At 50.8% G+C, this 24,121-nt stretch carries 21 protein-coding genes; 14 read left to right on the forward strand and 7 right to left on the reverse strand.

The annotated features are described in order from the left end of the window. Nucleotides 1-2 precede the first annotated feature (2 nt). The 4 genes from FPE01S_RS01200 to FPE01S_RS01215 are packed head-to-tail and all read left to right on the forward strand — an operon-like array spanning nucleotide 3 to nucleotide 3,065. Complete coding sequence (locus FPE01S_RS01200; RefSeq protein WP_052955426.1) at nucleotides 3-653, forward strand: heme exporter protein CcmB; 651 nt, start codon at nucleotides 3-5, stop codon at nucleotides 651-653. A 24-nt stretch (nucleotides 654-677) separates the two neighbouring features. Then, nucleotides 678-1,367 carry a cytochrome c biogenesis protein CcsA gene (gene ccsA / locus FPE01S_RS01205; protein WP_500778444.1) on the forward strand — a complete coding sequence of 230 codons (690 nt, stop codon included), beginning with the start codon at nucleotides 678-680 and terminating at the stop codon, nucleotides 1,365-1,367. Continuing rightward, nucleotides 1,360-1,590 (forward strand): CcmD family protein, encoded by a 231-nt coding sequence (locus tag FPE01S_RS01210; RefSeq protein ID WP_217998157.1) that lies wholly within the window; start codon nucleotides 1,360-1,362, stop codon nucleotides 1,588-1,590. The genes ccsA and FPE01S_RS01210 overlap by 8 nt, the downstream gene beginning before the upstream one ends. Before the next feature lie 56 nt (nucleotides 1,591-1,646). Further along, on the forward strand, nucleotides 1,647-3,065 hold the full coding sequence (locus FPE01S_RS01215) for a Glu/Leu/Phe/Val family dehydrogenase (protein WP_046367125.1): 1,419 nt from the start codon (nucleotides 1,647-1,649) through the stop codon (nucleotides 3,063-3,065). 216 nt (nucleotides 3,066-3,281) lie between these two features. Here FPE01S_RS01215 and FPE01S_RS01220 read toward each other — a convergent pair whose 3' ends face one another. Next, nucleotides 3,282-3,719, reverse strand: a complete 438-nt coding sequence (locus FPE01S_RS01220; protein ID WP_046367126.1) for a type I restriction enzyme HsdR N-terminal domain-containing protein — start codon at nucleotides 3,717-3,719, stop codon at nucleotides 3,282-3,284. A 33-nt stretch (nucleotides 3,720-3,752) separates the two neighbouring features. Here FPE01S_RS01220 and FPE01S_RS01225 point away from each other — a divergent pair, with 33 nt between their 5' ends. From FPE01S_RS01225 to FPE01S_RS01245, 5 genes are all read left to right on the forward strand, one after another. After that, the gene (locus FPE01S_RS01225) at nucleotides 3,753-4,523 is read left to right on the forward strand and encodes an AMP nucleosidase (RefSeq protein WP_046367127.1); all 771 of its coding nucleotides are present in this window, start codon (nucleotides 3,753-3,755) and stop codon (nucleotides 4,521-4,523) included. Between the two features lie 11 nt (nucleotides 4,524-4,534). After that, complete coding sequence (locus FPE01S_RS01230) at nucleotides 4,535-4,930, forward strand: hypothetical protein (RefSeq protein ID WP_157473854.1); 396 nt, start codon at nucleotides 4,535-4,537, stop codon at nucleotides 4,928-4,930. 35 nt (nucleotides 4,931-4,965) lie between these two features. After that, the gene (locus FPE01S_RS01235) at nucleotides 4,966-6,654 is read left to right on the forward strand and encodes an ABC transporter ATP-binding protein (RefSeq protein WP_281176194.1); all 1,689 of its coding nucleotides are present in this window, start codon (nucleotides 4,966-4,968) and stop codon (nucleotides 6,652-6,654) included. 54 nt (nucleotides 6,655-6,708) lie between these two features. Further along, the gene (gene queA, locus FPE01S_RS01240) at nucleotides 6,709-7,758 is read left to right on the forward strand and encodes a tRNA preQ1(34) S-adenosylmethionine ribosyltransferase-isomerase QueA (protein WP_046367129.1); all 1,050 of its coding nucleotides are present in this window, start codon (nucleotides 6,709-6,711) and stop codon (nucleotides 7,756-7,758) included. A 96-nt stretch (nucleotides 7,759-7,854) separates the two neighbouring features. Then, on the forward strand, nucleotides 7,855-8,790 hold the full coding sequence (locus FPE01S_RS01245) for an alpha/beta hydrolase (protein WP_046367130.1): 936 nt from the start codon (nucleotides 7,855-7,857) through the stop codon (nucleotides 8,788-8,790). 46 nt (nucleotides 8,791-8,836) lie between these two features. On the opposite strand, the gene FPE01S_RS01250 is transcribed toward FPE01S_RS01245, so the two are convergent. Beyond that, entirely contained in the window at nucleotides 8,837-10,159 is a 1,323-nt protein-coding gene (locus tag FPE01S_RS01250) for an aspartate kinase (RefSeq protein WP_046367131.1), read from the reverse strand. A 34-nt stretch (nucleotides 10,160-10,193) separates the two neighbouring features. Next, a complete protein-coding gene (locus FPE01S_RS01255) occupies nucleotides 10,194-11,273 on the reverse strand; it encodes an Ldh family oxidoreductase (RefSeq protein WP_046367132.1) in 1,080 nt (359 codons plus the stop codon). A 46-nt stretch (nucleotides 11,274-11,319) separates the two neighbouring features. Here FPE01S_RS01255 and FPE01S_RS01260 point away from each other — a divergent pair, with 46 nt between their 5' ends. Both FPE01S_RS01260 and FPE01S_RS01265 read left to right on the forward strand, forming a co-directional pair. Then, nucleotides 11,320-12,336 (forward strand): hypothetical protein, encoded by a 1,017-nt coding sequence (locus tag FPE01S_RS01260; RefSeq protein ID WP_046367133.1) that lies wholly within the window; start codon nucleotides 11,320-11,322, stop codon nucleotides 12,334-12,336. Further along, nucleotides 12,293-14,512, forward strand: coding sequence for a hypothetical protein (locus tag FPE01S_RS01265; RefSeq protein WP_046367134.1), 2,220 nt, complete (start codon nucleotides 12,293-12,295; stop codon nucleotides 14,510-14,512). The genes FPE01S_RS01260 and FPE01S_RS01265 overlap by 44 nt, the downstream gene beginning before the upstream one ends. Before the next feature lie 61 nt (nucleotides 14,513-14,573). Here FPE01S_RS01265 and FPE01S_RS01270 read toward each other — a convergent pair whose 3' ends face one another. Further along, nucleotides 14,574-15,062, reverse strand: a complete 489-nt coding sequence (locus FPE01S_RS01270; RefSeq protein WP_046368530.1) for a single-stranded DNA-binding protein — start codon at nucleotides 15,060-15,062, stop codon at nucleotides 14,574-14,576. A 176-nt stretch (nucleotides 15,063-15,238) separates the two neighbouring features. Between FPE01S_RS01270 and mnmA the strand changes: the two genes are divergently transcribed. The 3 genes from mnmA (at nucleotide 15,239) to FPE01S_RS01290 (ending at nucleotide 18,357) form a co-directional block, all read left to right on the forward strand. Beyond that, complete coding sequence (mnmA, locus tag FPE01S_RS01275) at nucleotides 15,239-16,345, forward strand: tRNA 2-thiouridine(34) synthase MnmA (RefSeq protein ID WP_046367135.1); 1,107 nt, start codon at nucleotides 15,239-15,241, stop codon at nucleotides 16,343-16,345. A gap of 13 nt (nucleotides 16,346-16,358) precedes the next feature. Next, nucleotides 16,359-17,156 carry a hypothetical protein gene (locus FPE01S_RS01280; RefSeq protein ID WP_046367136.1) on the forward strand — a complete coding sequence of 266 codons (798 nt, stop codon included), beginning with the start codon at nucleotides 16,359-16,361 and terminating at the stop codon, nucleotides 17,154-17,156. A 496-nt stretch (nucleotides 17,157-17,652) separates the two neighbouring features. Further along, a complete protein-coding gene (locus FPE01S_RS01290) occupies nucleotides 17,653-18,357 on the forward strand; it encodes a hypothetical protein (RefSeq protein WP_052955429.1) in 705 nt (234 codons plus the stop codon). On the opposite strand, the gene FPE01S_RS01295 is transcribed toward FPE01S_RS01290, so the two are convergent. The 3 genes from FPE01S_RS01295 to FPE01S_RS01305 form a co-directional block, all read right to left on the reverse strand. Beyond that, the gene (locus tag FPE01S_RS01295; RefSeq protein WP_046367138.1) at nucleotides 18,350-19,516 is read right to left on the reverse strand and encodes an RsmB/NOP family class I SAM-dependent RNA methyltransferase; all 1,167 of its coding nucleotides are present in this window, start codon (nucleotides 19,514-19,516) and stop codon (nucleotides 18,350-18,352) included. The two genes, FPE01S_RS01290 and FPE01S_RS01295, sit on opposite strands and share 8 nt — an antisense overlap. A 4-nt stretch (nucleotides 19,517-19,520) precedes the next feature. After that, nucleotides 19,521-21,089 carry a 2-oxoglutarate dehydrogenase complex dihydrolipoyllysine-residue succinyltransferase gene (odhB, locus tag FPE01S_RS01300; protein WP_046367139.1) on the reverse strand — a complete coding sequence of 523 codons (1,569 nt, stop codon included), beginning with the start codon at nucleotides 21,087-21,089 and terminating at the stop codon, nucleotides 19,521-19,523. 84 nt (nucleotides 21,090-21,173) lie between these two features. After that, nucleotides 21,174-23,918, reverse strand: a complete 2,745-nt coding sequence (locus FPE01S_RS01305) for a 2-oxoglutarate dehydrogenase E1 component (protein ID WP_046368532.1) — start codon at nucleotides 23,916-23,918, stop codon at nucleotides 21,174-21,176. Nucleotides 23,919-24,121: the final 203 nt, after the last annotated feature.

A 24,121-nucleotide genomic window follows, 5' to 3' on the forward strand; every position in this document is an offset into this window, starting at 1 on the left:
GCTTGAAAACATTGATCGCATTATTCAGGAAAGACCTGTTGCTGGAATTCCGCCAGCAATACAGTTTTTATGGCGTGCTGCTGTATGTCGCCAGCACCATATTCGTGCTGTACCTGGCTATGGGACAGCCGGAAGAGCAGGTATGGAACGGGTTGTTCTGGATGATCCAGCTGTTCATCTGCGTGAACGGCGTGGCCAAAAGTTTTCTGCAGGAAAGCCGGGGACGCATGCTGTATTACTATTCGCTGGCCGGCCCCCGCGATTTCATCTTAAGCAAGCTTTTCTTCAATGCCGTGCTGATGGCCATCCTGAGCATACTCGCCTGGGCACTCTTCAGCCTGTTTCTGGGTGCACCTGTTCGCAACGGATTACGTTTTTTTGGTATAGCAGTTTTCGGCGGATTCGGACTCAGCCTGGTATTTACGTTCCTGAGTGCAATCGCCGCCCGGGCACAACAGAATGCAGCGTTGATGGCAATCCTGGGTTTTCCCCTGATTATCCTGCAGCTGATGTTCCTGATGAAACTGTCCAACACTGCATTCAGCAAGGTCATCCAGGAAAGTCTGCTGCAGATGGTCCTCCTGCTCGCCGGAATGGATGCCATGGTCATCGTTCTTTCCCTGATCCTTTTTCCCTTCCTCTGGAAAGACTGACATATCGCCGGGATTCCCCTAATTTTGCCCCACTTATTTCTTGCTATGCGCCTATCTTGGTGGAAAATACTCTGCATCGTTCAGCTCCTTTTGTTATCGGTAGCCGGACTTATCGGGGGTGTACCGGCGAAACCCATACTTAACGAAACCATCCGGAATCTCTATTATCATGTGGCCATGTGGTTTGCCATGTCGATCTTTTTCGTGGTTTCAGTAGTCAATGCCGTGATGTATCTGCGTACCGGAAAACAGAAATACGATTTCTATTCGGTAGAATATGCCAATTCGGGAATCGTGTTCGGAACGCTTGGCCTGCTCACCGGCATGGTATGGGCCAACTATACCTGGGGTGCTCCCTGGAGCAACGACCCGAAACAGCTGGGAGCAGCCATTGCCATCCTCATCTATGTAGCTTACCTGGTGCTCCGGGGTTCATTACCGGACCTCGATAAAAGAGCAAGGGTAGGCGCCGTATACAATATTTTTGCTTTTTTCATGCTGATCCCAACCATTTGGGTAATACCACGTTTACTGGAGAGCCTGCATCCCGGTGGAATGGGAAACCCCGCCCTGAATACCAAAGACATCGACAGCAGGATGCGCCTCGTCTTCTGGTTGCTCGCCGTTCCCGGCTGGAGCCTGCTCGGCGTATGGATCACTACCCTTCGCATCCGGTACAAAGTTCTTGAAGAAAAAAAACTGCAACATGCTTAAGCATACCGCATTCCTACTTGTAATGTTCCTGTTGTTATTGCTTCCTGCCGGTCATTTGCTCGCTCAGAATCCTGCAGCCGATGGTCCCGTCCAGATGGCAGACGGGCTGCGTGCTGATGGAAAGATCTGGGTGGTAGTGGCCGTGTTTTTCACGATTGTCGCCGGACTGATCCTTTACCTGATCCGGCTCGACAGGAAGATTTCTCAGCTGGAACAGAAATAGCCCTTGCACACGATAGCTTAAACACATATAAAAAACAATTCTCAAAAACATCAATCATGTCTGCACAGCAAGAGTACAGCTTCTTTGGAGCAGTGGAAAAGAGTTTTGACAAGGCAGCCCAATTCACGAACTGGGATCCCGGTATCCTGGAACAGATCAAGCAATGCAACTCGGTTTACCGGATGCATTTCCCTGTCAAGATCGGCGATAAAATAGAAGTGATCAAGGCCTACCGGGTTCAGCACTCCCATCACAAGACCCCCTGTAAAGGAGGCATCCGCTTTGCAACTACCGTTAACCTCGATGAGGTGATGGCGTTGGCAGCACTGATGACTTACAAGTGCGCCATTGTAAACGTTCCCTTTGGCGGTGCCAAAGGTGGTATCAACATCGATCCGAAAAAATACACGCCCTACGAACTGGAGAAGATCACCCGCCGCTATACACACGAACTGATCAAAAAGAATTTTATCGGACCTGGTACCGATGTTCCTGCACCAGATTATGGAACCGGTGAACGTGAAATGGCCTGGATCCTCGACACCTACATGAGTATGAATCCCGGTGAAGTGGAAGCCATCGGCTGCGTTACAGGCAAACCGGTTACCCAGGGCGGCGTACGTGGTCGTCGTGAAGCAACCGGTCTCGGTGTATTTTATGGCATCCGTGAAGTATGCAACATGCCTAAAGTAATGGAAGAAAGAGGAATGACAGTTGGCGTGGAAAACAAAACCGTTGTGGTACAGGGCCTCGGCAACGTGGGATACCATGCCGCGAAATTCTTCCGCGAAGGCGGTGCCAAAGTGATCGCCATTGCAGAATTTGAAGGTGCCATCCTGAATCCTGCCGGACTCGATGAAGAAGCCGTATTTCAACATCGTAAGAAAACTGGCTCTATCCTGAATTTCCCGGGTGCTACCAACCTCGCAACGTCGAATGATGCACTTGAACTGGAATGTGATATCCTGATCCCCGCAGCCCTGGAGAATGTGATCAACGGCGACAACGCGCCCCGCGTCAAGGCCCGGATCATCGGGGAAGCAGCCAATGGTCCGCTTACACCTGAAGCAGATGAAATACTCGCTTCCAAAAACATCCTCGTAGTTCCGGATATGTACCTGAATGCCGGCGGTGTAACGGTGTCTTATTTCGAATGGCTGAAAAACCTCAGCCATGTTCGTTATGGCAGGCTGGAAAAACGGTTTACTGAAAATCAGAACAAGAATATCATCCAGCAGATCGAATCGCTCACGGGCAAGAAAATGCAGCCTGCAGAACGCGTTGCGCTCGAGCACGGCCCCGATGAGGTGGACCTGGTATATTCCGGCCTCGAAGAAACCATGATCTCCGCTACCCGCGAAATCATGGAATGCTGGCAGAACAATCCGGGTATCCCCGACATGCGTACAGCTGCATACGTGGTGGCGATCAACAAAGTAGCGACCAGCTACAATGAACTGGGGATTTTCCCATAACGTATTGATGAACTGAACTATGATCCCCTGCATTGTTGCAGGGGATTTCTTTTGTGCAATACTTTACGTAGTTGCTGCTGTTTATCTGTTTAGTAGTTTATTAGTTTAGAAGTTTCCACAACACCATCCTTCACCGCAACTGAATCTATTGTATCTCCCTCCACGGGGCACCAACTTCTAAACAACTAAACTAATAAACTCCTAAACTTTTTACCACTACTCCCACTCCGGAAATGCATCCTTCGGCTCCAGCTTCCCCTCCTTCCGCAGAAACAAAAAATGACTATTCCCGTTGGTCAGTGCCAGGTATGGTACCGGAACCGAAATGTTATACCGCAATACCTGGTGAACGCTTTCGTCGCTCAGCTGGATATCCGGCCGCTTGCATTCGATCATCAGCCAGGGCTGATGACGACGGTCATACACCAGGATGTCGAACCGTTTGTTCAGTTCACCCAGTTGAATCTCTTTTTCAACAGCAATCAGTGCAGCAGGATATTTTTTTACCTGCAACAAGTATTGAATGAAGTGCTGGCGCACCCACTCTTCCGGCGTTAGCTGCACCCAGCGTTTACGGGTCTCATCAAATACCTGGTGTACACCACGGATCTCACGGACACGATAGGGAAAATCTGGAAATTGCAACAGTACCATCGGGCAAATCTATAATAGTTTTACCTTGAGGATATGAAAACAAAGGAAGATATCGTCAGAAACTGGCTGCCGCGTTACACCGGTGAATTGCTGGAAAATTTCGGCAAGTACATCCTCCTTACCAACTTCAGCAACTATGTTGATTGGTTTGCACAATGGCATAATGTTGATGTCATCGGCATCGGAAAACCTATGCAATGTGCAACAGCCGGCGATATCACCATTATCAATTTCGGCATGGGAAGTCCTACCGCAGCAACAGTGATGGACCTGCTCAGTGCGATAGAACCCAAAGCTGTACTGTTCCTGGGGAAATGCGGGGGACTGAAAAAACGGAATAAGGTGGGTGACCTGGTCCTGCCGATTGCGGCCATCCGCGGAGAAGGAACGTCCAACGACTATTTCCCGCCAGAGGTGCCCGCACTTCCCGCCTTCGCCCTGCAGAAAGCCGTTTCCACCACGATCAGGGATTATGGCGTGGATTACTGGACGGGTACGGTATATACGACCAACCGGAGGGTATGGGAACACGATGAAGTATTTAAGGAATACCTCCAGAAAATACGGGCATATGCCATCGATATGGAAACGGCCACTATTTTCTCGGTCGGATTTTTTAACAGGATCCCGACCGGCGCCCTCCTGCTGGTGAGCGATTCCCCCATGATACCGGAGGGCGTAAAGACGGAAGAGAGTGACAAGAAAGTGACCGGGGAATTTGTAGAGCGGCATATCCGGATCGGTATTGATTCCCTGAATCAGCTCATCAACGACGGGCTAACTGTCAGGCACCTGCGCTTTTAAAAATCAGCAATATGAGAAGACTAGTTTATCTGGCGATTCCCCTGGTAATGCTGGGTTGCAAAACCAAAACACCATCCGGCACTGAAGCTGCCAGCAGTAAACCCTATGTCGGCAAACTGGTAGTACTGGAGTTGTGCAACCATTTTGTCGTTGAACTGGAGTCCGGTGACATCGATACCAGCAAACTTGCCCTCAACTGGAGAGATGAAAAGCGGAATGCTACCTATCCTAAGTCCTTTGCTGTTGCGAGCTCCTGCAGTTTCGCCACATCTGGTTTGAAGGAAGGTGACCGGTTCACTTTTGAGCTGGCTGATGGTGCCCAGGAAAACTGCGCAGTTTGCATGGCCTATTACCCCACACCGGATAAAAAACTCTCCATTAAGAACATCAGCAAAATCACACCCTGACCCTGCATCCCCTGCTTTCCATAGAAGCGCTCCGCATTGCCTTTGAAAAAGATGGTCATCAGCAGCCGGCACTGCATGGACTGTCCCTGCAAATCAATCCGGGTGAATTTGTGGCGCTGGTGGGTGAATCCGGATCGGGAAAAAGCATCACGGCCATGTCTGTGCTGCAGTTGCTGCCTGCGGAAAACACACGGTATCCGTCAGGAAAGATCCTTTTCTCCCCACACGGCGAGACGGCTGAAGATCTGTTGCTGTTACCGGAAAAACGCCTTCGGCATATCCGGGGTGGTGAGGTCGGCATGATCTTCCAGGAACCGATGACCTCACTCAACCCGGTATTCACTTGCGGGGAGCAGGTAGCAGAAACCATCCGGCTTCATGAAAAGGTAACCCAAAAAGAAGCGCGACGGCAAACCATCACCCTGTTTGAAAAGGTCCGGCTGCCCGATCCCGAAGGGGTATACGATCGTTACCCGCATCAGCTGAGCGGCGGACAAAAACAACGGGTGATGATTGCTATGGCCGTGAGCTGCCGGCCGGCCCTGCTGATCGCGGATGAGCCAACCACAGCCCTCGACGTGACCGTGCAGCAGCATATCCTGGAACTGCTTGATGAATTCCGCCGTACCGACAATCTCGGTATTCTTTTCATTACCCACGACCTGGGTGTGGTACAGGATGTAGCAGACAAAGTAGCTGTATTGTACAAAGGGAACCTGGTGGAACAGGGCCCGGTGAGGAACGTATTCGGGAATCCGCAACATCCCTATACCCGCGCGTTGCTTGCCTGCCGGCCAATCCTTCACGCCAGGGGAAAGCCGCTTCCGGTGGTCGCCGATTTTCTGCAGGACGACGGGAAAACAGCAGTCCCTGTTCCTGCTCCTGCTTCAGCCCCTGAATCCGCCGGTACCGGAAAAAAACTACTGTCGGTTGAATCACTGTCGGTATCGTTCGGCGGGCAGAAGCCACTACTGGGGAAAAGACGCCCGCTCATCAGGGCGGTGAATAACGTAAGTTTTGATGTTTATGAGGGGGAGACCCTGGGCATCGTAGGCGAATCAGGATGCGGGAAGACGACCCTTGGCCGCGCTATCCTGCGGCTGGTGAAACCAGCATCCGGTAAAATAATCTATGGCGGCAGTGACCTGCTGCAACTCGACGAGAAAGAATGGCGCCCCCTGCGACAGGAATTCCAGCTGGTATTCCAGGATCCGTATGGTTCCCTGAACCCGAAACAACCCGTTGGGCAGGCAATTACCGAACCTTTGCAGGTACATTTCCCGGAAATGTCCCGCGGGCAAAAACAGGAACGCCTGCAACAATTGCTGGAAGCCGTTAACCTGCTGCCGGAACATGCTTTAAGGTATCCTTTCGCTTTCAGCGGGGGGCAGCGACAAAGGATCGGGATCGCCAGGGCACTGGTGCTGGAGCCGGGACTGATCGTGTTTGACGAAAGCGTCAGCGCCCTTGACGTCAGCGTACAGGCACAGGTACTGAACCTGATCAACCGCCTGAAAGCGGAACTGGGTTTCACCGCAGTATTCATCAGTCACGACCTCGGAGTTGTGCGCTATATCAGTGACCGGATCCTGGTAATGGAAAAAGGGAGTATCGTGGAAATGGGTACCCCGGAAAAGATATTCCGTGACCCGGAATCGCCATATACGCAGCGATTACTGGCTGCAATCCCGGGACTGCCGGGGAAATCGGGAAATCCCAATTAATTTCCTACCTTCGCGTCCTTTGAACATCAAGCCGTAACTTGAATCAATTTATACATGAAGCTATCACAGTTTAAGTTCGACCTACCCCTTAACCTTATTGCCCAACACCCTACCAAAAAAAGAGAAGACAGCCGCATGATGGTTGTTCATCGTAAGACCGGGCAAATCGAAAACAAAAATTTCCGCGACATTCTCGATTACTTTGACGACAAGGATGTGTTCGTCGTGAACAACACCAAGGTATTCCCTGCGCGCATGTATGGCCGTAAGGAAAAGACCGGCGCCAAGATCGAGGTGTTCCTGCTCCGTGAACTGAACAAGCCTAATCGTCTCTGGGATGTTATCGTTGATCCTGCCCGTAAGATCAGGGTTGGTAATAAACTCTATTTTGGTGACAATGACGAACTGGTTGCAGAGGTGATCGACAACACTACCAGCCGCGGTCGTACCATCCGCTTCCTTTGGGAAGGAACTGACGCCGAATTCCGCACCATGCTGGAATTTCTCGGCGAAACACCGCTTCCCAAATACATCAAGCGCAAGCCTGATGAGGAAGACAAGGAGCGTTACCAGACAGTATATGCGAAACACGAAGGTGCTGTCGCAGCGCCCACTGCAGGTCTCCATTTCAGCCGTGAGCTGATCAAACGCCTGGAGATCAAAGGTGTCCGCTTTGCTGAAGTTACCCTGCACACCGGCCTGGGTACTTTCCGGCCGATCGAAGTGGAAGACCTCAGCAAACATAAAATGGATGCTGAGTACTACCGCATCGACGACAACTCCTGCCAGATCGTGAACAAAGCCAAGACCACCGGTCACAGGATCTGTTCTATCGGCACGACCACGATGCGCGCCATCGAATCTTCCTTCACCGCAGAGAAATTGCTGAAACCTTCGGAAGGCTGGACCAACCACTTCATCCATCCGCCTTACCAGTTTTCCATTGCGGATGCCCTGGTAACCAATTTCCACCTGCCGAAAACAAGCCTGCTGATCATGACCTGCGCATTTGCCGGCTATGACCTGGCTATGGAAGCATACAAGAAAGCCATCAAAGACAAATACCGTTTCTTCAGCTATGGCGATGCCATGCTGGTGATCTGACGGTTTCCATACAGATCGTTAAGAAAAACCGCATCCTCCGGGAGGCGGTTTTTTGTTTTCAGATATTCGGTATTTTCAACCGGATAATCCCGCAACATGAAATTTATTTTTTCGCTATTCTTCTTCATGACCGCAATTCTAACCGCCAGCAGCCAGGAAGTGATCAGCCTCTACCCGACTGACTCTATCCCCAACAGCAAGCCCACTGCAAATGCTGAAAAATCAGAGACGCAGGGCAATGGGCGACTGATAATTTCCAATATCACCGTGCCCACCATGACAGTGTTCAGACCAGAGGCAGGCAAGGAAAACGGTACTGCTGTCATTATTTGTCCCGGTGGCGGATACTGGGTGGAAGCTTTCAGCCATGAAGGCACTGACGTCGCCAAAGTGTTTACGGAGTGGGGTGTAACGGCCTTTGTGTTGAAATACAGGCTTCCATCTGATGAAACGATGACCGACAAAACCATCGGCCCGCTTCAGGATGCACAACGCGCCATCCAGTATGTGCGGGAACACGCGAAACAATACCTGCTGAGCCCGAAACAGATCGGCATCATGGGATTCAGTGCGGGAGGGCATCTCGCCGGAACTGCCACGGTCCACTTTGATGATCAGAAAATTGCCAACCCACTGAAAACGTCCCTGCGACCCGACTTCTCCATCCTCGTTTACCCGGTGATTATCTTTAACGGCGAATATGCGCACAAGGGAAGTGTGGAGAAATTATTGGGGAAGGAGCCTACGCCGCAACAGCTGAAATACTTTTCACTGGAAACACAGGTCACCAAAAAAACACCGCCGGTTTTCCTGGTGCATGCAAAGGATGATAAAGCTGTAAAACTAGACAATACCCTTCAATTTGCAGATGCGCTGGACAAAGCCAATGTAAAACACGATTTGTATCTCTACGAGAAGGGCGGGCACGGGTTTGGCCTGCACAACCCGACAAGTGATGTGGAGTGGATGAAATATGTAAAAGAGTGGATGTTCGGAATGGACCTCATCCTCAAAAAACCTAAAGGCTATTAATAAAAAAAAGCCGCTGGATCCAGCGGCTTTTTTAATGCGGTTGAAATTAATTCAGTCCGAATAAGCCCTTGTTGAGCAGTTTCAGGGTGTGCTGCTTTTCACCTGATGGGATCAGCAGGCTCACATTATGTTTGCTGCCACCGTAGCTGACCATGCGCACCGGCACGGGTTTCAGCGCATCGAATAATTTGCTCAGGATATCCTGCGTCTGTGCAATGTCGTTGCCTACAATGGAAACAATGGATTGCTCCTTGTCTACTTCGACCGTACCGAAAGGCTCCAGCTCCTTGATGATGGTCGCGAGGAACTGATCGTTATCGATGGTCACAGAAACCGCCACTTCGGAAGTGGTGATCATATCGATCGGCGTCCGGTATTTTTCGAACACTTCAAAGATCTTGCGGAGGAAACCATAAGCCAGCAACATGCGGCTGCTCTTGATATTGATGGCGATGATGCCATCTTTTGCCGCGATCGCTTTCACACCAACAGAACCGGCTTCCTGGGTGATCACGGTTCCCGCCGCTTCAGGCTGCATCGTGTTCAACAGCTTCACCGGAACCTTTTCCAGTTGTGCCGGCCAGATGCAGGTAGGGTGAAGGATCTTTGCGCCAAAGTAGGCCAGTTCTGCAGCTTCTTCAAAACTCAGTTGTTCTACCGGCACCGTTTTCTCCACCACACGGGGATCATTGTTGTGCATGCCATCGATATCGGTCCAGATCTCACAAACAGTACAATTTGCTGCTGCGGCAACCAGCGAAGCCGTGTAATCGCTTCCTCCCCTTTTCAGGTTATCAACCTCCCCCTTACTGTTGCGGCAGATATATCCCTGGGTAATGAAAAGACCAACTTCTTTGTTGGCGTCCAGCACCGGCATCAGTTTCTGGCGGATCACGGGTACCTGCGGTTCATCATTGGCATCAATGCTCATGAATTCCAGTGCCGGAATCAGGGCATGTTTGATCCCCTGTTCTTCGAGATACAGGGAGAACAGTTTGGTGCTCATCAACTCACCCTGTGCAAGGATGTCTTTGTTCAGCGCTTCATTAAATGAAATGCGGGTAATGATATTGAGAAATTCGAAATGCTCGCTGATGATCTTGTTGGCTTTGTCGCGCGTGGCATCTTTCAGCAACAGCGACAAGATGAAAGCATGGTAGTGCCCTTCCAGCTGATCGATGATCTGTTTCGCTTTTTCCTTGTCCCCTTTGGCAAGGGCATCACCGATGCTGACAAGGGTATTGGTTGTTCCGCTCAGGGCACTTAAAACGACGATCTTGGGTTCATTGTCCCGGGTGATCAGTTGGGCCACCTGGTGCATTCTCTCGGGTTTGCCTACCGAGGTGCCCCCAAACTTCATGACTTTCATTCCATTTTTTTTAGCGGGTGCTAATGTACGCCATTCAGAGCGGAATAGAGAACCTTTGTCCGACCGAGCGGAGGTCTTCCACAACGGCAGGAAGCAAAGGAATGCCATCCTTTCTGCGGATAAGATCCATTTCGCGTTCCGGATCACCCGGAATGACAACTGCCGGTGAGCCGGGAACAGTTTTAGCTTCCCGGAAACGGCGGATCCATTGATCCATATCTTTTTTGAAATCAGCTGCCTTGCGGAAAGCGTCGATACGCATGGCACCAAAGAAATGGCCGATCCCTTTGCCGGGCATATCCGATGGCATGGGTACATATGCCGGAAATGGCGGCACCCAGGGGCCATAGTTGGCACCACTCAGCACCGCGGAAAAAATATCGACAATAGCGCCAAGGGCATAGCCTTTATGACTGCCGTGCTCCCGGTCGCCCCCCAGCGGCAGCAGGGCGCCACCCTGTTTCAGGGCATGCGCATCAGTGGTCGGATTGCCCTGGGCATCCTGGATCCAGCCCAGTGGCGCCGCTTCGTTTTTGCGTTGAAGGATCTCGAGTTTCCCGTTGGCGGCGGTGGTGGTGGCGAGATCTGCAACAAAGGCGGGTTCAGCGCCTGCGGGTATGGCCACACAGATGGGATTGGTGCCCAGGAGTCTTTCAGTTGAGAAAGTCGGGGCAACCAGCGCACTGGCATTGGTCATGCTGATGCCGATCATGTCCTCTTCCAGGGCCATCATGGCATGCGCCGCGGCAATACCATAGTGATTGGAATGCTGTACACTGACCCAACCGGTGCCTGCATTTTTTGCTTTATCGATTGCCAGTTGCATCGCTTTCGGCGCAACTACCAGCCCGAGACCGCTGTCGCCATCAACAACCGCTGTTGAAGGCGTTTCATGGATCACTTTTACCCGGGGTGTTGCATTCACCCGCTTTGCATCCCACAAACGAACATAACCACTGAGGCGGGCAATACCATGTGAATCAATTCCACGCAGATCAGCATTCAGCAACACCCGGGTGGCCGTAACCGCATCTTCTTCCGGGCAACCGATCGCCCTGAAAACCTGCAGCGTGAACTGCTCCAATTGTTCCAATGAAAATATTCCTGTAGACATGCACGCAAAGAAAGGATGTTTTCGCCTTTTTAGTTAAGTTGGTGTAATGCTTAAGAGAAATCTTCTTTTGAACATCATTGTGTTTCTGTACTGTGGATGCACGCCTGGTGTAACACCGGAACAGGCATTCTATTACTGGAAAACGACCTACGATACTGGTCCTGCTGAAAATAATGCACTTGCCCGGCCTGGTGTAAAGAGTCTTTACTTACGCTTCTTTGATGTGGATCATTTTCCGGGAACGGAAGGGCCGGTTCCAAGGGGAAGGATCCAGTTCAACGCTGCTTTGCCTGCAGGAAAAGAAATTATCCCGGTAATTTTCATTACCAACCGGACCTTCCTGTCAGCCAGTGACAGTATTGCCGATTATCTCCCCGGCCGGGTCTGGAAGCTGATCAAACAGACGGCGGCAGCGAACAAAATCAAAATTTCCGAGATACAGATCGATTGCGACTGGACTCAGGCTACGAAGAAGCGTTATTTCAAGTTTCTCAGCAACCTGAACCTGCTTTCCCGCATCAATATCTCTGCGACCATCCGTCTGCATCAGGTTAAATACCGCAAGGAAACAGGCGTGCCGCCTGTGTCAAAAGGAATGCTGATGTATTACAACATGGGCACCATAGACGCCAGTGCCAACAATTCTATTTTCGATCCTGCCATTGCTGCCAGATACACCGGCAACCTGAATGAATATCCGCTTCCGCTAGACCTGGCCCTTCCCATATTCGGATGGGGAATTCAGATCCGGAATGGCGAAGTAGTTCAGTTGCTGAATAAGATGGAGCGATCAGACCTTGCAGGAGACAGCGGTTTTGCAACCAGTGCAGACAACCGGCAGATCGCCCGCCATCCTGGTTTTCATCATGGGTACTATTTTCAGCAGGGCGACGCCATCAAGTGGGAGACTGTAACGCCGGAGGCACTGCTGGCAGTACCGGAACAGCTGGCAAAACACGGCGCAGGCAAATTTGGTAAAATAGTATTTTACGACCTGGATGCCATTAACCTTAACCGTTATGAGGAAAATTTTTTTGAAAGAGTGGCTGCTGGCTTTCGGTAGCATCGTTACCATCGGCGGCATTGCTGCCTGGGCCTGTGCGGGCGACCCCCTGCCCGAATATGGAGTCTCTGCCTTCGCACCTGAAGCCTTCGTTGACAGTTCTTATTCTCCATTTTTCCTGTCTGAACAGAATTATTACCAGATCAACTATGATGTGCCTGCAGAAAACCGTTTCAGGCAGGAAAACATTACTGAATGGAATCAATACACCGGCAATAAGGTTTCCCGGCAGGCACTGGAAAGGTTACTGTATACAGCAACACCAGATAACCTTGACAGCCTGGCCAGCCGTGAACCGGATTGGGCCAAATGGCAATCCGTTGAAAAGGATCGCGCCAAAAAAAGCCTGGAATATTTACGGCTGGCCAAAAGATCGGAACAATATACCAACCCACCGGTTGCTGACTGGTGGGACCAGGAGAAAAAACCAGCTTTTGATTCAACAACCGTCACATCATTCCGCAATGCCTGGGTAAAACTGCTGGAAACTGAAAAAGATCCTTTTCTGCAGGAACGATGTTTTTTCCAGGTAGTAAGAGCCTGCTTTTTTCAACGCGACTATCCCGGTGCCCTGCGTTACTATCAGAAAAGGGCAACAGATTTTCATGAAGGATCGCTTTATTACAGGACCATGTCCTATGCTGCCGGGGCGGCTTATAAACAAAAGGACTTTGCGCTTTCCAATTATCTCTACAGCCGCGTCTTTGAAGGCTCAATGACATTAAGAATTCCGGCCCATTATTCTTTCCACCCACAGGAAGAATCAGACTGGAACAAAACATTATCCCTGTGCCGGAACGCCCGCGAGAAAACAGTACTCTGGCAAATGCTGGGGATCTTTTACGGGGATGAATACAGGTCTATGCGCGAAATCTATTCCCTGGATCCAAAGTCCCCGAAAACGGATATCCTGCTGGTACGATGGATCAATAAATTTGAACAGGCGTCAAAATATTTCTCAACGGATGATTATCGTACAATGGAAGGGTTTGACATACCGGATAGTACAAGGCTTAAGGGTATCCGTCAGATCGCAGACGCCGGTAACACGGCCTCACCCTGGTTATGGCAGTTGGTATATGGCTACGGTGAGTTACTGAGTCACAAACCAGCTTTAGCGAAAACCTATATCGACCGTGCCGCTTCCCGTGCACCGGCAACACCCCTGGCACAGGCACAGGTCAGGCTTTTACAGGTTGCTGTTACACTGGATAACGCGGCAGCCATAACGCCACAACTGGAGCAGCAATTGTTACCGCAACTGAAATGGCTCCTGTCTTTGCAGAACAGCGACTTACCCTCCCTGCGCTTTGAAGACCTTCAACTGACTATCCGCAGAAAAATCGCGGGTTTGTACAAGCGCCAGGGAATTCCAACCAAAGCAGAATGTTTTAACCACGAGCCGGCTTTCTTTAAAGACAGTGTTTTCGTCAATAACCTGGAGCAGTTTCTGAACAACCCTAAAGCAAATAACTACGAGGCATTCTGCAAAATCATATCGTCTGTATCTCCTGAAATGATCCGGGAGTACAAGGCCATACTGGCAACCTATCGCAATGACCTGCCGCGGGCAATGTCGCTGATGCAAACTGTTGAGGCAAAAGAAACCTTTCTCTATGGCAATCCCTTCAATGGAAGGATCAATGATTGTCACGACTGCGACCACCAGGCGAAACAAAAAATTTCTTACAGTAAAGCCGGTTTTCTGGCTGCCCTGCAGGAAATGGAAAAACAGGTTTCTGCGGGGAATGATGTATTCAACAATGCCCGGCTGATTGGCAATGCTTTTTACAACATCACCCATTTTGGCAATGCCAGGAAATTTTATGAATGCCGCATCATCGGGCAAGACATATATGTTGTTGAGGGCATCGACAGCGCTTATTTTGCTACGCTGACGGAAATGGGTTATGCTGAAAAATATTACCGGCTGGCAATGGAAGCAGCCAACACGCCTGAACAAAAAGCACAAATCACTTTTCTGCTGGCCAAATGCGAAAGAAACAGGTGGTTCCTTCAGGAAAAGGAACCACCTGTCGATTTTATTGCCTGGAAAGGATTCAGAGATCTTAAGGAGAAATACGCCAACACCCGTTATTACCAGGAAGTATTGCGGGAATGTGGTTGGTTCCGGACCTGGGCGGGCAAACCACCCCTGGCTTCCGGCAACCGCTAAACGCTTTTCTCCGGATAAAAAAAAAGGCCGGAGTTCCGGCCTTTACAAGAGTTCATACAAATCAGAATGGCAGGTCATCTGCTGCGGGATCGATCGATACCGGTGCGGAAGATCCAAAGCTGTTTCCCCCACCCTGGAAGTTGCCTCCCTGGTAACCACCACCGGCATTACCACCCTGGTAACCGCCTCCGGAGTTGCCACCCTGGTAACCACCACCCGCGTTTCCACCTTCCTGGCGGGCGCCAAGCAGCTGCACATTCTGCACCCGCATGGTAAGGCTCGCACCGGTGCTGCCATCATTCTTCGCATAAGTGCGTACTTCAGGATTCCCTTCGACGTACACCTGCGTTCCTTTTTTCAGGTATTGCGCTACTGCAGTACGATCTGACCAGTAGGCACAATCCACCCAGATGGTCCGTTCCTGCTGGTTGCCGGATGCATCCCTGAAACGCTCGGTGTGGGCCACGGTGAAATTCATTACTGTTTTGCCATTCACATTATTGGTCACGCAATCTCTTCCGAGATTTCCGATTACCTGTAACTTAATCATAATATAATTTTTTCTGCTGTCCGGAATTAACACGGCAAATTAGGTTGATGGAGGCGCTTTGACAACCGTTCTTTCCCCTTGTGCATAACTTCCCATAACCGGCTGTACCCGTCCTGAGGCTTGTATATACAACTACCCGGCCGTTTTTTGTATATTTGCCGCCTGAATCGAAAAAAATGAGTCGAAAAGGTAAAGTTCTGGTGGCCATGAGCGGCGGCATCGACAGTACAGTAACTGCACTGATGCTCCATGACCAGGGTTATGAGGTGGTGGGAATCACCATGAAAACCTGGGATTATGCCAGTTCGGGCGCTTCCAAAAAGGAAACCGGCTGCTGCAACCTCGACTCCTTCAACGATGCCAGGATGGCTGCCGTGCAGCATGGTTTCCCGCATTTTGTGCTGGACATCCGCGAGGAATTCGGAGATTTTGTTATCGAGAATTTTGTGGACGAATACCTTGCCGGCCGGACGCCCAATCCCTGTGTAATGTGCAACACCCATATCAAGTGGCGAGCCCTGCTGAAACGTGCTGATGCGCTCGACTGCGAATTCATCGCTACCGGGCACTATGGCATCATCCAGCAGCATGATAACGGCCGCTATTTTGTGTCGAAAGGCGTTGATGAAACCAAAGATCAGAGTTATGTGCTCTGGGGCCTGCAGCAGGATCTGCTCAGCCGCACCCTCCTTCCCCTCGGTGGTTACCGCAAGACCGAGATCCGCCAGATGGCCATGGATTATGGTTATCCGGAACTGGCCAAAAAAGCAGAGAGCTATGAGATCTGTTTCGTGCCGGACAATGACTACCGCGGCTTCCTGAAAAAGAAAGTGGAAGGGCTTGAAGAAAAAGTAATGGGTGGTGCTTTCGTAGATAAATCCGGAAAGATCCTGGGTCATCACAAAGGATATCCGTTTTACACCATAGGACAGCGGAAAGGCCTGGATATTGCCCTCGGCCGGCCGGTGTTCGTTACACAGATCGACCCTGAAACGAATACCGTTATGCTGGGAGACGAAGAAGACCTCAACCGGTCAGAAATGTCCGTGGAAAAGATCAACTGGATGAAATACGACGGGGTGACCGAGGGGATGGAATCGACCGTTAAAATACGGTATAAAGACAGGGGAAGTTTGGCTACCTTGCATCCTTCCGGAACTGGCGTAAGGGTAAATTTTTTCGAAGCGGTGAAAGGCATCGCACCCGGACAAAGTGCCGTGTTTTACGATGGCAATGATGTCATCGGGGGAGGCATTATCCAACGCAATATTCCGGGTCTATAACCGTTACATCGCTATGCGTAAACTGACCGGAGCCCTGACTGCCATCGTTCTGATCCTTTCCGTCCTCTTCATTTCGTGCGGAAAGGAATCTGCGACGGTTACCACGGCCAGGCCTGCTGACCTGGTGAACCTGGAACCCGGCAAATACATCATCTACCAGCTGGACAGTCTCGTGAAATCCAACGATAACGATACCGCCATGGTGATACACAGTTACCAGGCCAGGGATGTTATCGATGCGCAGATCACCGATAATCTGGGCCGCCCCAGCTGGCGGGTATTCCGGTACCTGCGCGACATCAACAGCACTGACGAATCAGCCTGGGCACCCAACGACACTTACCTGATTACACCTACCGACCGTGTACTGGAATGGATCGACAACAACCAGCGGTTTGTAAAGCTGTCCACGCCCTTTACTACCGACTTCACCTGGAAAGGCAATTCCTATATCAACACCACTCCGGGTGACCCGTTGGATTATCTCCAGAACTGGGATTACTCCTATACTTCCGTCGATGAGCCATTCACCTTAGGCGATCTTTCACTGGATAGCTGCACCGTTGTACTGCAGAACGATGAAGGCGTAAATTATGCGAATGACCGTGATCCCCAGGATATGGACAGTGATGGTTACCGCATCTACAGCCTGGAGGTTTATGCCAAACACATCGGGCTTGTTTACAAGGAGCTTATCCATTGGGATTTTCAGAAACGCACGCTGGACAATAACGGGCAGCCGGCTTTACCCAATCCTTATGGCAACCGTGTCGGCGAAGGGATTCGGCTGCGCATGCTGAGTCATAATTAGGCTCCTGCGGTCAGGGTGACCAGACCAAATTGACCCGTCCTAATCTTTGCATTAAATCAGCTTCAACATTACTTGATGAAGCTACCTCTAGACTTTTTTAAGGCTGATTTACAGGGAGTTGCAGCATATTTCAAGCGTTATTCGTACCGCATCCGGACTTTTTCTTCTTCTAAGTCCAACAGTCCCAGGTATGCCCACTTTCCCGGCCTATTCAGACTCTGTTCAACTTTAATTCAACCTTACTGCAACCGGGATTCCTGGTTTATTCGTTCGCGGATTCCGGACAGGTATTCCCCGGGCATTGCAATTCCATTGAAGTTTCATTCCAGTATCATTCCGGTAAAAACGGCTTTCATGAGATTTTTTAGAGAAGCCCATGAGATTTTCCAGAGAAGCCCATGAGGGTTCACTGAAAATTTCGGAAATCCGGTATCCTGTTTGTTGCCATACCAATACCTGCGCTATTGCAGGAATAAAAGTTTAAAATCAATATCCTATGGCAACAGCTACAGGACTTCTTGCCAGTATGCTCAGGGGAATGATCGGTCACGAGCTCGTGTTCCGGGAATGGGAAGGAAAAATGATCGTACAAAAAGCACCGGGGAAGCGGACGACCAGGCCGACCCGCGCCATGGCAGTGCAGAACGACAAATTCAGACATGGCATGGCATACGGCGTCAGGATGAACCAGGACGCCGATATGAAAGAGGCGTATTACCGGAAACGGGCGCCCCGCCAGAACGTTTGCAGCCGTGCTCTACAAGACTACCTTACGGCGCCGGAGGTGACGGACATTAACGTGAACCACTACACCGGCCAGCCCGGTGACACCATTGAGATCCGGGCCCACGATGACTTCCATGTCGCCTACGTGCAGGTGGACATCTGGTCAGCCGGCGGGGTACTGGTGGAACGCGGTGATGCCGTGGTGCAACCCAGCGGGCTGGTATGGACCTATACAGCCAGGGCAGAGAACCGGGACCTGGCGGGTACGAAAGTGACCGCCTATGCGATGGACATTCCCAACAATGAGGGCACGCTTTCAGTAACCATTGAGAAGACGCCTGAAACGGCTAAAATCGCTGAGCCGGAAGAAAGTATATCACCGGTAGAGTATCAAACAATGCGGTCAGACACAACCTGTGCCCATTGCGATATGTATCAAGTACGGCGGGAAACAGAAATGCGGGCACTCACGTGAGGCGCATCAGGCTGAAGAACATACTGTCGGCCTGTTCAGTATAGCCGCCAATCACCTCCTGGTGAACAACCTCCAGCGGGAAATGCTGTTGCAGCCACAGTACATTATCCTCATTCTCAGCGCGGAACGCCGAGCAGGTGATGTACAGGAAAAAACCGCCGCTGGCGAGCCGTAGCAAAATGTTGCGGGAGATGCTGCGCTGCAATTCCGCAAACCGCCCGATGGCTGCAGGATCAAAGAAGCAAAGCTGTTCCGGCGTGCGTGCCCAGGTACCACTGCCTGTACAGGGCAGATCGGCTATGATCAGTTGCTGTTGTGGAAGGTCAGGTGCTGTGACGGACAAGTCCGCTTCGATGCGGGTATACCGGCGGATGCCCGCTTCTTTAAAACGGGTGGCCAGGTTGTCCAGTATCGAATTGCGAATGTCAGAAACCGTTAGTGTCGCCTGGGGAAACTGATCAAGGGTGAGCATGGATTTTCCGCCGCTGGCCGCACAGGCATCCCAGATACGGAATGAAGGCTGCTGGTAGGTTTCACGGGGAATAAGCTTCAATGCAGCACCGGTTTTCTGTGAACTCAGGTCCTGCACTACGATCTCCCGGTTGAGTGAAAAGTCATTCGCAGCATTGTATCCGTTAGGAAGGGCAATGGCGAAGGGATAGGGTTCGGTGTAGGGAATCCATTTTTCTTCCAGCCGGTGGATCACCTGTTCATGATGCCCGGGGCGGATCCGGATAAAAAGCTTCGGTTGAACCAGGTGTGATATTGAAAATGCCTGGCTGTCAATAGGATCGCTGAGAAGGTTGGTCCATGGAAATATCGTTAGCGCTTCAGGCGTCAGGCCGGAAAGCCCGATCTTTTCGGCCAATGCCAAGCCTGCTGCCGCATTCCATTCAGGTGAAAGTGCTTCGAGCAATGGATTGGGTTCCGTTGCGGAAAAAAACAACCCCATCAGCATCCGGCGTTCAGGAGGAATATCCGGAATAGCGTGACCCATCCGGAAAAACGCATAGCAGCATTGGCTGATCTGCTTCCGGTCGCGGGAACCATGTTTCTTGTGCTGGCTGAAATAAGCTTTCAGGAAATGGGCAAAAGGAACTTCTCCCCTGTAGGTCTGAACCAGTTGAAGGGCAGTTTGAAAATGCGCAGCTGCAAACATGTTACTAGAGCTCCAGCAGGGTCTTCACCGGATCTTTTCCGAATAACAGGAGTTCCGGATTCTCGAGCAGTTCTTTTACGCGCACCAGGAAGCTCACGCTCTCGCGGCCATCGATGATGCGGTGGTCATAACTGAGCGCCAGGTACATCATCTGTTTGATTACTACCTGACCATTAACAGCCATCGGCCTTTCCTGGATCTTATGCATACCAAGAATGGCTGACTGCGGAATATTGATGATCGGCGTACTCATTAAAGAACCAAACACACCGCCATTGGTGATGGTGAATGTTCCGCCCTGCATCTCTTCCATAGTCAGTTTGTTGTCGCGGGCTTTGGTGGCCAGTTCAACTACTTTCTTTTCAATCTCGGCCATACTCAGGCTTTCCGCGTTGCGGATAACCGGCACTACCAGTCCTTTCGGTGCAGAAACGGCAATGGAAATATCGCAGTAGTCGTGATAGATGATGGAATCACCATCGATATAGGCATTTACCGCCGGCCAATCCTGGAGTGCGTAGCAGACAGCCTTGGTGAAAAAGCTCATGAAGCCCAGGTTGACACCGTGGCCTTCCTTGAATTTGTCCTTGTATTTGGCGCGGATAGCCATGATAGGTCCCATGTCTACCTCGTTGAAGGTAGTAAGCATGGCTGTCGTATTCTTGGCTTCTACGAGGCGGCGGGAAACTGTCTTCCGCAGGTTGCTCATCTTCTCGCGCCTTTCTTCGCGGCCAAACAGCGCTATTCCGGGTTTGCGGCCTGGATTGTTCAGGGCATCCAGAACATCGTTTTTGAGAATCTTTCCGTTGGAACCACTTGGGGTAACCGATTTCGGATCCACTTTTTTATCGGCCAGGATGGCTGCAGCAACGGGTGTTGCCTTTACATCATTGGGAACTGCAGTCACCGGCGCGTTGGCAGCTGCGGGTTTAGCTGTACTGCCTGCAGCAACGGGAGCGGCGGCAGCTGCAGCTTTTGCAACCGGTACAGGAATGTCGGTGTCAATGCGCGCAATGGTATCGCCGATCTTCACTACATCACCTTCTTTATGGAGGATGAACAGTTTGCCGGCTTCTTCGGCGTTCAGTTCAAAAGTTGCTTTCTCACTTTCCAGTTCACAGATTACTTCATCGCGTTGAACGAGGTCTCCTTCATTTTTGGTCCACTTCAGCAAAGTCACTTCTGTAATGGATTCACCAACAACGGGAACTTTTATATCGATCTTTCCTTTTCCGACAGCCTTGGGCGCTTCTTCCGCTGGTGCGGCAGCCGCAGCTGGTGCAGGTGCAGCAGCCGGAGCGGCAGCCGCTTTGTTTTCAGTAGCACCGGCAGCGGGAGCAGCCGTTTCATCAATAGCCGCTACCACATCACCAATTTTAAGGGTATCCCCTTCATTGGCACGGGTTTGCAATACACCGGCCTGTTCGGCATTCAGTTCAAACGTTGCCTTTTCGCTTTCGAGTTCAGCAATCACTTCATCACGCTGTACATAACTGCCGTTCGGTTTGAGCCACTTGATCAGGGTTACTTCTGTGATGGACTCTCCTACTGTCGGAACTTTTATATCGATCATGGTGTAAAATTCTTTGTCAACTTCAATAACCGGGGGTCAAAAACGGACCCGAAGGTAGCAAGAACACATTAATTGTCCGATACCCTAAATGCCAAATGCGGTATCAATGATCTCGGCCTGTTCCTGCGCATGCACTTTCGCATATCCGGTAGCGGTGGAAGCGCTGGGCTGGCGGCTGATTACGCCGAAATTAATGGTCGTCAGGTTCATTTTCAGGTAAGCGGCAGCACCCATGTTGAGGGGTTCTTCCTGTACCCAGAACCAGGTTGCTTTCTGATACTTGTTGTACAGGGCATCCAGCTGCTTTTGAGGAAGCGGATACAACTGCTCCATGCGGATAATGGCTACATCCTGCACATTTTCTTTCTGCTGCCTGGCTGCGAGATCGAAATAGACCTTGCCACTGCAGAAAAGTACTTTCTTCACATGTGCTGCATCCGGATTGGTGGGATCGTCAATCACTTCCCGGAACCTGCCGGAGATGAACTCCTTTTTATCGGAATAGGTATCGGGCAGGCGGAGATTTGCTTTCGGCGAGAAGTTGATCATTGGTTTGCGGAAAGGCCATGCCAGCTGACGGCGCAGTGCGTGGAAGAAGTTTACGGATGTGGTAATGTTCGTCACAACCATATTCATTTCAGCACACAGCTGCAGGAATCTCTCCAGGCGGGCGGAACTATGCTCCGGTCCCTGTCCCTCATATCCATGCGGCAGCAGCATCACCACACCGTTCATGCGATTCCATTTCTGCTCACCGGCTGCGATAAACTGATCGATCATAGTCTGCGCGCCGTTACAGAAATCACCGAACTGCGCTTCCCAGAGTACCAATCCATTTGGATTGGCCATTGCGTAGCCGTATTCAAATCCCAGCACACCATATTCGCTGAGCAGGGAATTATAGATCCTGAATTTTCCGGCTGCGCCATCAATGCGGCTCAGGCGGTTGTAGGCTGCATCAGTCACCTCGTCGCGCAATACTGCATGGCGGTGACTGAAGGTGCCCCGGCGTACATCCTGGCCGCTCATGCGCACATCATTTCCGTCCAGCAGCAGGCTGGCGTAGGCCATGAGTTCTGCAGTAGCCCAGTCGAGTTTCCCCTCTTCCTGGAACAGTTTTACTTTATCCTGCAGAATCTTCTCCACTTTTTTCAGTGGCTTGAAATCATCCGGCCAGGCCATGATGCTGTTGAACAGCTTCTGGAAATCTGCTTCATTAATTCCCGTTTCAGGAGACTGATCAAAATCTTCTTCTGTTGCTCTGCGCAGGCTTCTCCATGCGATTTCCGGCAACTGGTATTTGTAGGGCAGCGGATTCTGCTTGATCTCATCGAGACGCTCCTGCAGATCGGCCCAGAATTTCTTTTCCATATCCTGCGCCATCTGGCGGGCATCCGCTTCTCCGTTTTCCAGGAGGTAACTGGTGTACACTTCGCGCGGATTGGCGTGTTTCTCGATCAGGCCGTACAGTTTGGGCTGGGTGAATTTCGGATCGTCACCTTCGTTATGCCCGTGCTTCCGGTAGCAGACCATGTCGATGAAAATATCCGAATTGAATTCCTGGCGGTAGCGGGTAGCCAATTCCACACACTTCACAACAGCTTCCGCATCGTCTCCATTCACATGGAATACAGGTGCCTGCACGGTAGCAGCCAGGGAAGTACAGTAGTCGGAACTGCGTGCATCTTCAAAGTCTGTCGTGAACCCTATCTGGTTGTTGATGACGAAGTGCATGGTTCCTCCCGTATAGTACCCTTCCAGGTTGCTCATCTGGAGCACTTCGTAAACGATACCCTGCCCGGCAACACTGGCGTCACCGTGGATCAGGATGGGAAGTATTTTGTCGTAATCGCTGGCATACAGCACATCTGCTTTGGCGCGCGCAAATCCCACAACAACAGGATCCACAGCTTCCAGGTGCGAGGGGTTGGGACAAAGTTTGAGGTGCACGGTTTTACCGTCGTGGGTAGTCACATCGCTGCTGTACCCCATGTGATATTTCACATCACCGCTGCCCATGGTCTGGTCCATCACCTGGGTGCCTTCAAATTCACTGAAAATATGTTCGTAGGTTTTACCCATCACGTTAGCCAGCACATTGAGGCGGCCGCGGTGAGCCATTCCGATCACCACTTCCTGAACATCCATCGAACCGGCTGTATTGATGATGGTATCCAGCGCGGCAATTGTCGTTTCTCCCCCTTCAAGGCTGAAACGTTTCTGGCCGATGTATTTGGTATGAAGGAATTTTTCGAAGATGACACCCTGGTTCAGTTTTTCCAGGATGCGGCGTTGCTGATCTACCTTCAGCGGCTGCTGGAATTCCTTTTCCATGGCATTGGTAAGGAAGTCCACTTTCTTCTGATTGCTGATGTATTTGAATTCTATACCGACATGATTGGCATAGGTATCCTGCAGGTGTTTGAGGATGTCGCGCAATTTAGCCGTACCAATGCCGATGCGGTTGCCGGCATAGAAAGAGCGGTCGAGGTCTGCTTCGGTGAAACCAAAGAATTCCAGGTCGAGATTTGCGCCTCTGTCCTTACGGGAACGGATAGGGTTGGTTTTGGCCAGCAGGTGTCCCTTGTTGCGGTATCCCAGGATCAGCCTGTAGGCAGCAATTTCCTTTTTGATATCGATATCAGCAGGCAGCGCCGTTGCTGCAGGAACAGAATGGCCATTGGTGCCTATTTTGTCTACAGCAAAATCGAAACCTTCAAAAAATCTTCTGAATTCCGGGTCCACACTGCCGGGATCTTTTACAAAATCCTGGTACAGAGACTCAATAAATGCCGGGGATGCGCTGGTGATATACGAGAAATCCTTCATATGGATGGCCCTTTTATAGGTCTGGAATTGGGATAGCAAATATCGGAGAAAGTTGGGAGTTCTGCTGTTTAGTGGTTTAGAAGTTTACCAGTTTAGTTGTTTGAACTCCTATGTTCGTGAATACTGGTTATTTTTGGTGGGTTCATGGTTAAATTATGGTTTTGAACGACCCGCTTGCTTCGGAAGAAAATTCTGGTCAGAAA

Origin of the sequence: Flavihumibacter petaseus NBRC 106054 (assembly GCF_000974785.1) — a bacterium.
Lineage (GTDB): Bacteria > Bacteroidota > Bacteroidia > Chitinophagales > Chitinophagaceae > Flavihumibacter > Flavihumibacter petaseus.

Coding starts and splice junctions, on each gene's coding strand:
- FPE01S_RS01255 (WP_046367132.1), bottom strand. CDS start 11,273: ATGTCTACAGGAATATTTTCATTGGAACAATTGGAGCAGTTCACGCTG.
- FPE01S_RS01215 (WP_046367125.1), top strand. CDS start 1,647: ATGTCTGCACAGCAAGAGTACAGCTTCTTTGGAGCAGTGGAAAAGAGT.
- FPE01S_RS01305 (WP_046368532.1), bottom strand. CDS start 23,918: ATGAAGGATTTCTCGTATATCACCAGCGCATCCCCGGCATTTATTGAG.
- FPE01S_RS01280 (WP_046367136.1), top strand. CDS start 16,359: ATGCGTAAACTGACCGGAGCCCTGACTGCCATCGTTCTGATCCTTTCC.
- FPE01S_RS01295 (WP_046367138.1), bottom strand. CDS start 19,516: ATGTTTGCAGCTGCGCATTTTCAAACTGCCCTTCAACTGGTTCAGACC.
- FPE01S_RS01245 (WP_046367130.1), top strand. CDS start 7,855: ATGAAATTTATTTTTTCGCTATTCTTCTTCATGACCGCAATTCTAACC.
- FPE01S_RS01225 (WP_046367127.1), top strand. CDS start 3,753: ATGAAAACAAAGGAAGATATCGTCAGAAACTGGCTGCCGCGTTACACC.
- FPE01S_RS01210 (WP_217998157.1), top strand. CDS start 1,360: ATGCTTAAGCATACCGCATTCCTACTTGTAATGTTCCTGTTGTTATTG.
- FPE01S_RS01265 (WP_046367134.1), top strand. CDS start 12,293: ATGAGGAAAATTTTTTTGAAAGAGTGGCTGCTGGCTTTCGGTAGCATC.
- FPE01S_RS01290 (WP_052955429.1), top strand. CDS start 17,653: ATGGCAACAGCTACAGGACTTCTTGCCAGTATGCTCAGGGGAATGATC.
- FPE01S_RS01260 (WP_046367133.1), top strand. CDS start 11,320: ATGCTTAAGAGAAATCTTCTTTTGAACATCATTGTGTTTCTGTACTGT.
- queA (WP_046367129.1), top strand. CDS start 6,709: ATGAAGCTATCACAGTTTAAGTTCGACCTACCCCTTAACCTTATTGCC.
- FPE01S_RS01270 (WP_046368530.1), bottom strand. CDS start 15,062: ATGATTAAGTTACAGGTAATCGGAAATCTCGGAAGAGATTGCGTGACC.
- odhB (WP_046367139.1), bottom strand. CDS start 21,089: ATGATCGATATAAAAGTTCCGACAGTAGGAGAGTCCATCACAGAAGTA.
- FPE01S_RS01250 (WP_046367131.1), bottom strand. CDS start 10,159: ATGAAAGTCATGAAGTTTGGGGGCACCTCGGTAGGCAAACCCGAGAGA.
- FPE01S_RS01220 (WP_046367126.1), bottom strand. CDS start 3,719: ATGGTACTGTTGCAATTTCCAGATTTTCCCTATCGTGTCCGTGAGATC.
- mnmA (WP_046367135.1), top strand. CDS start 15,239: ATGAGTCGAAAAGGTAAAGTTCTGGTGGCCATGAGCGGCGGCATCGAC.
- FPE01S_RS01230 (WP_157473854.1), top strand. CDS start 4,535: ATGAGAAGACTAGTTTATCTGGCGATTCCCCTGGTAATGCTGGGTTGC.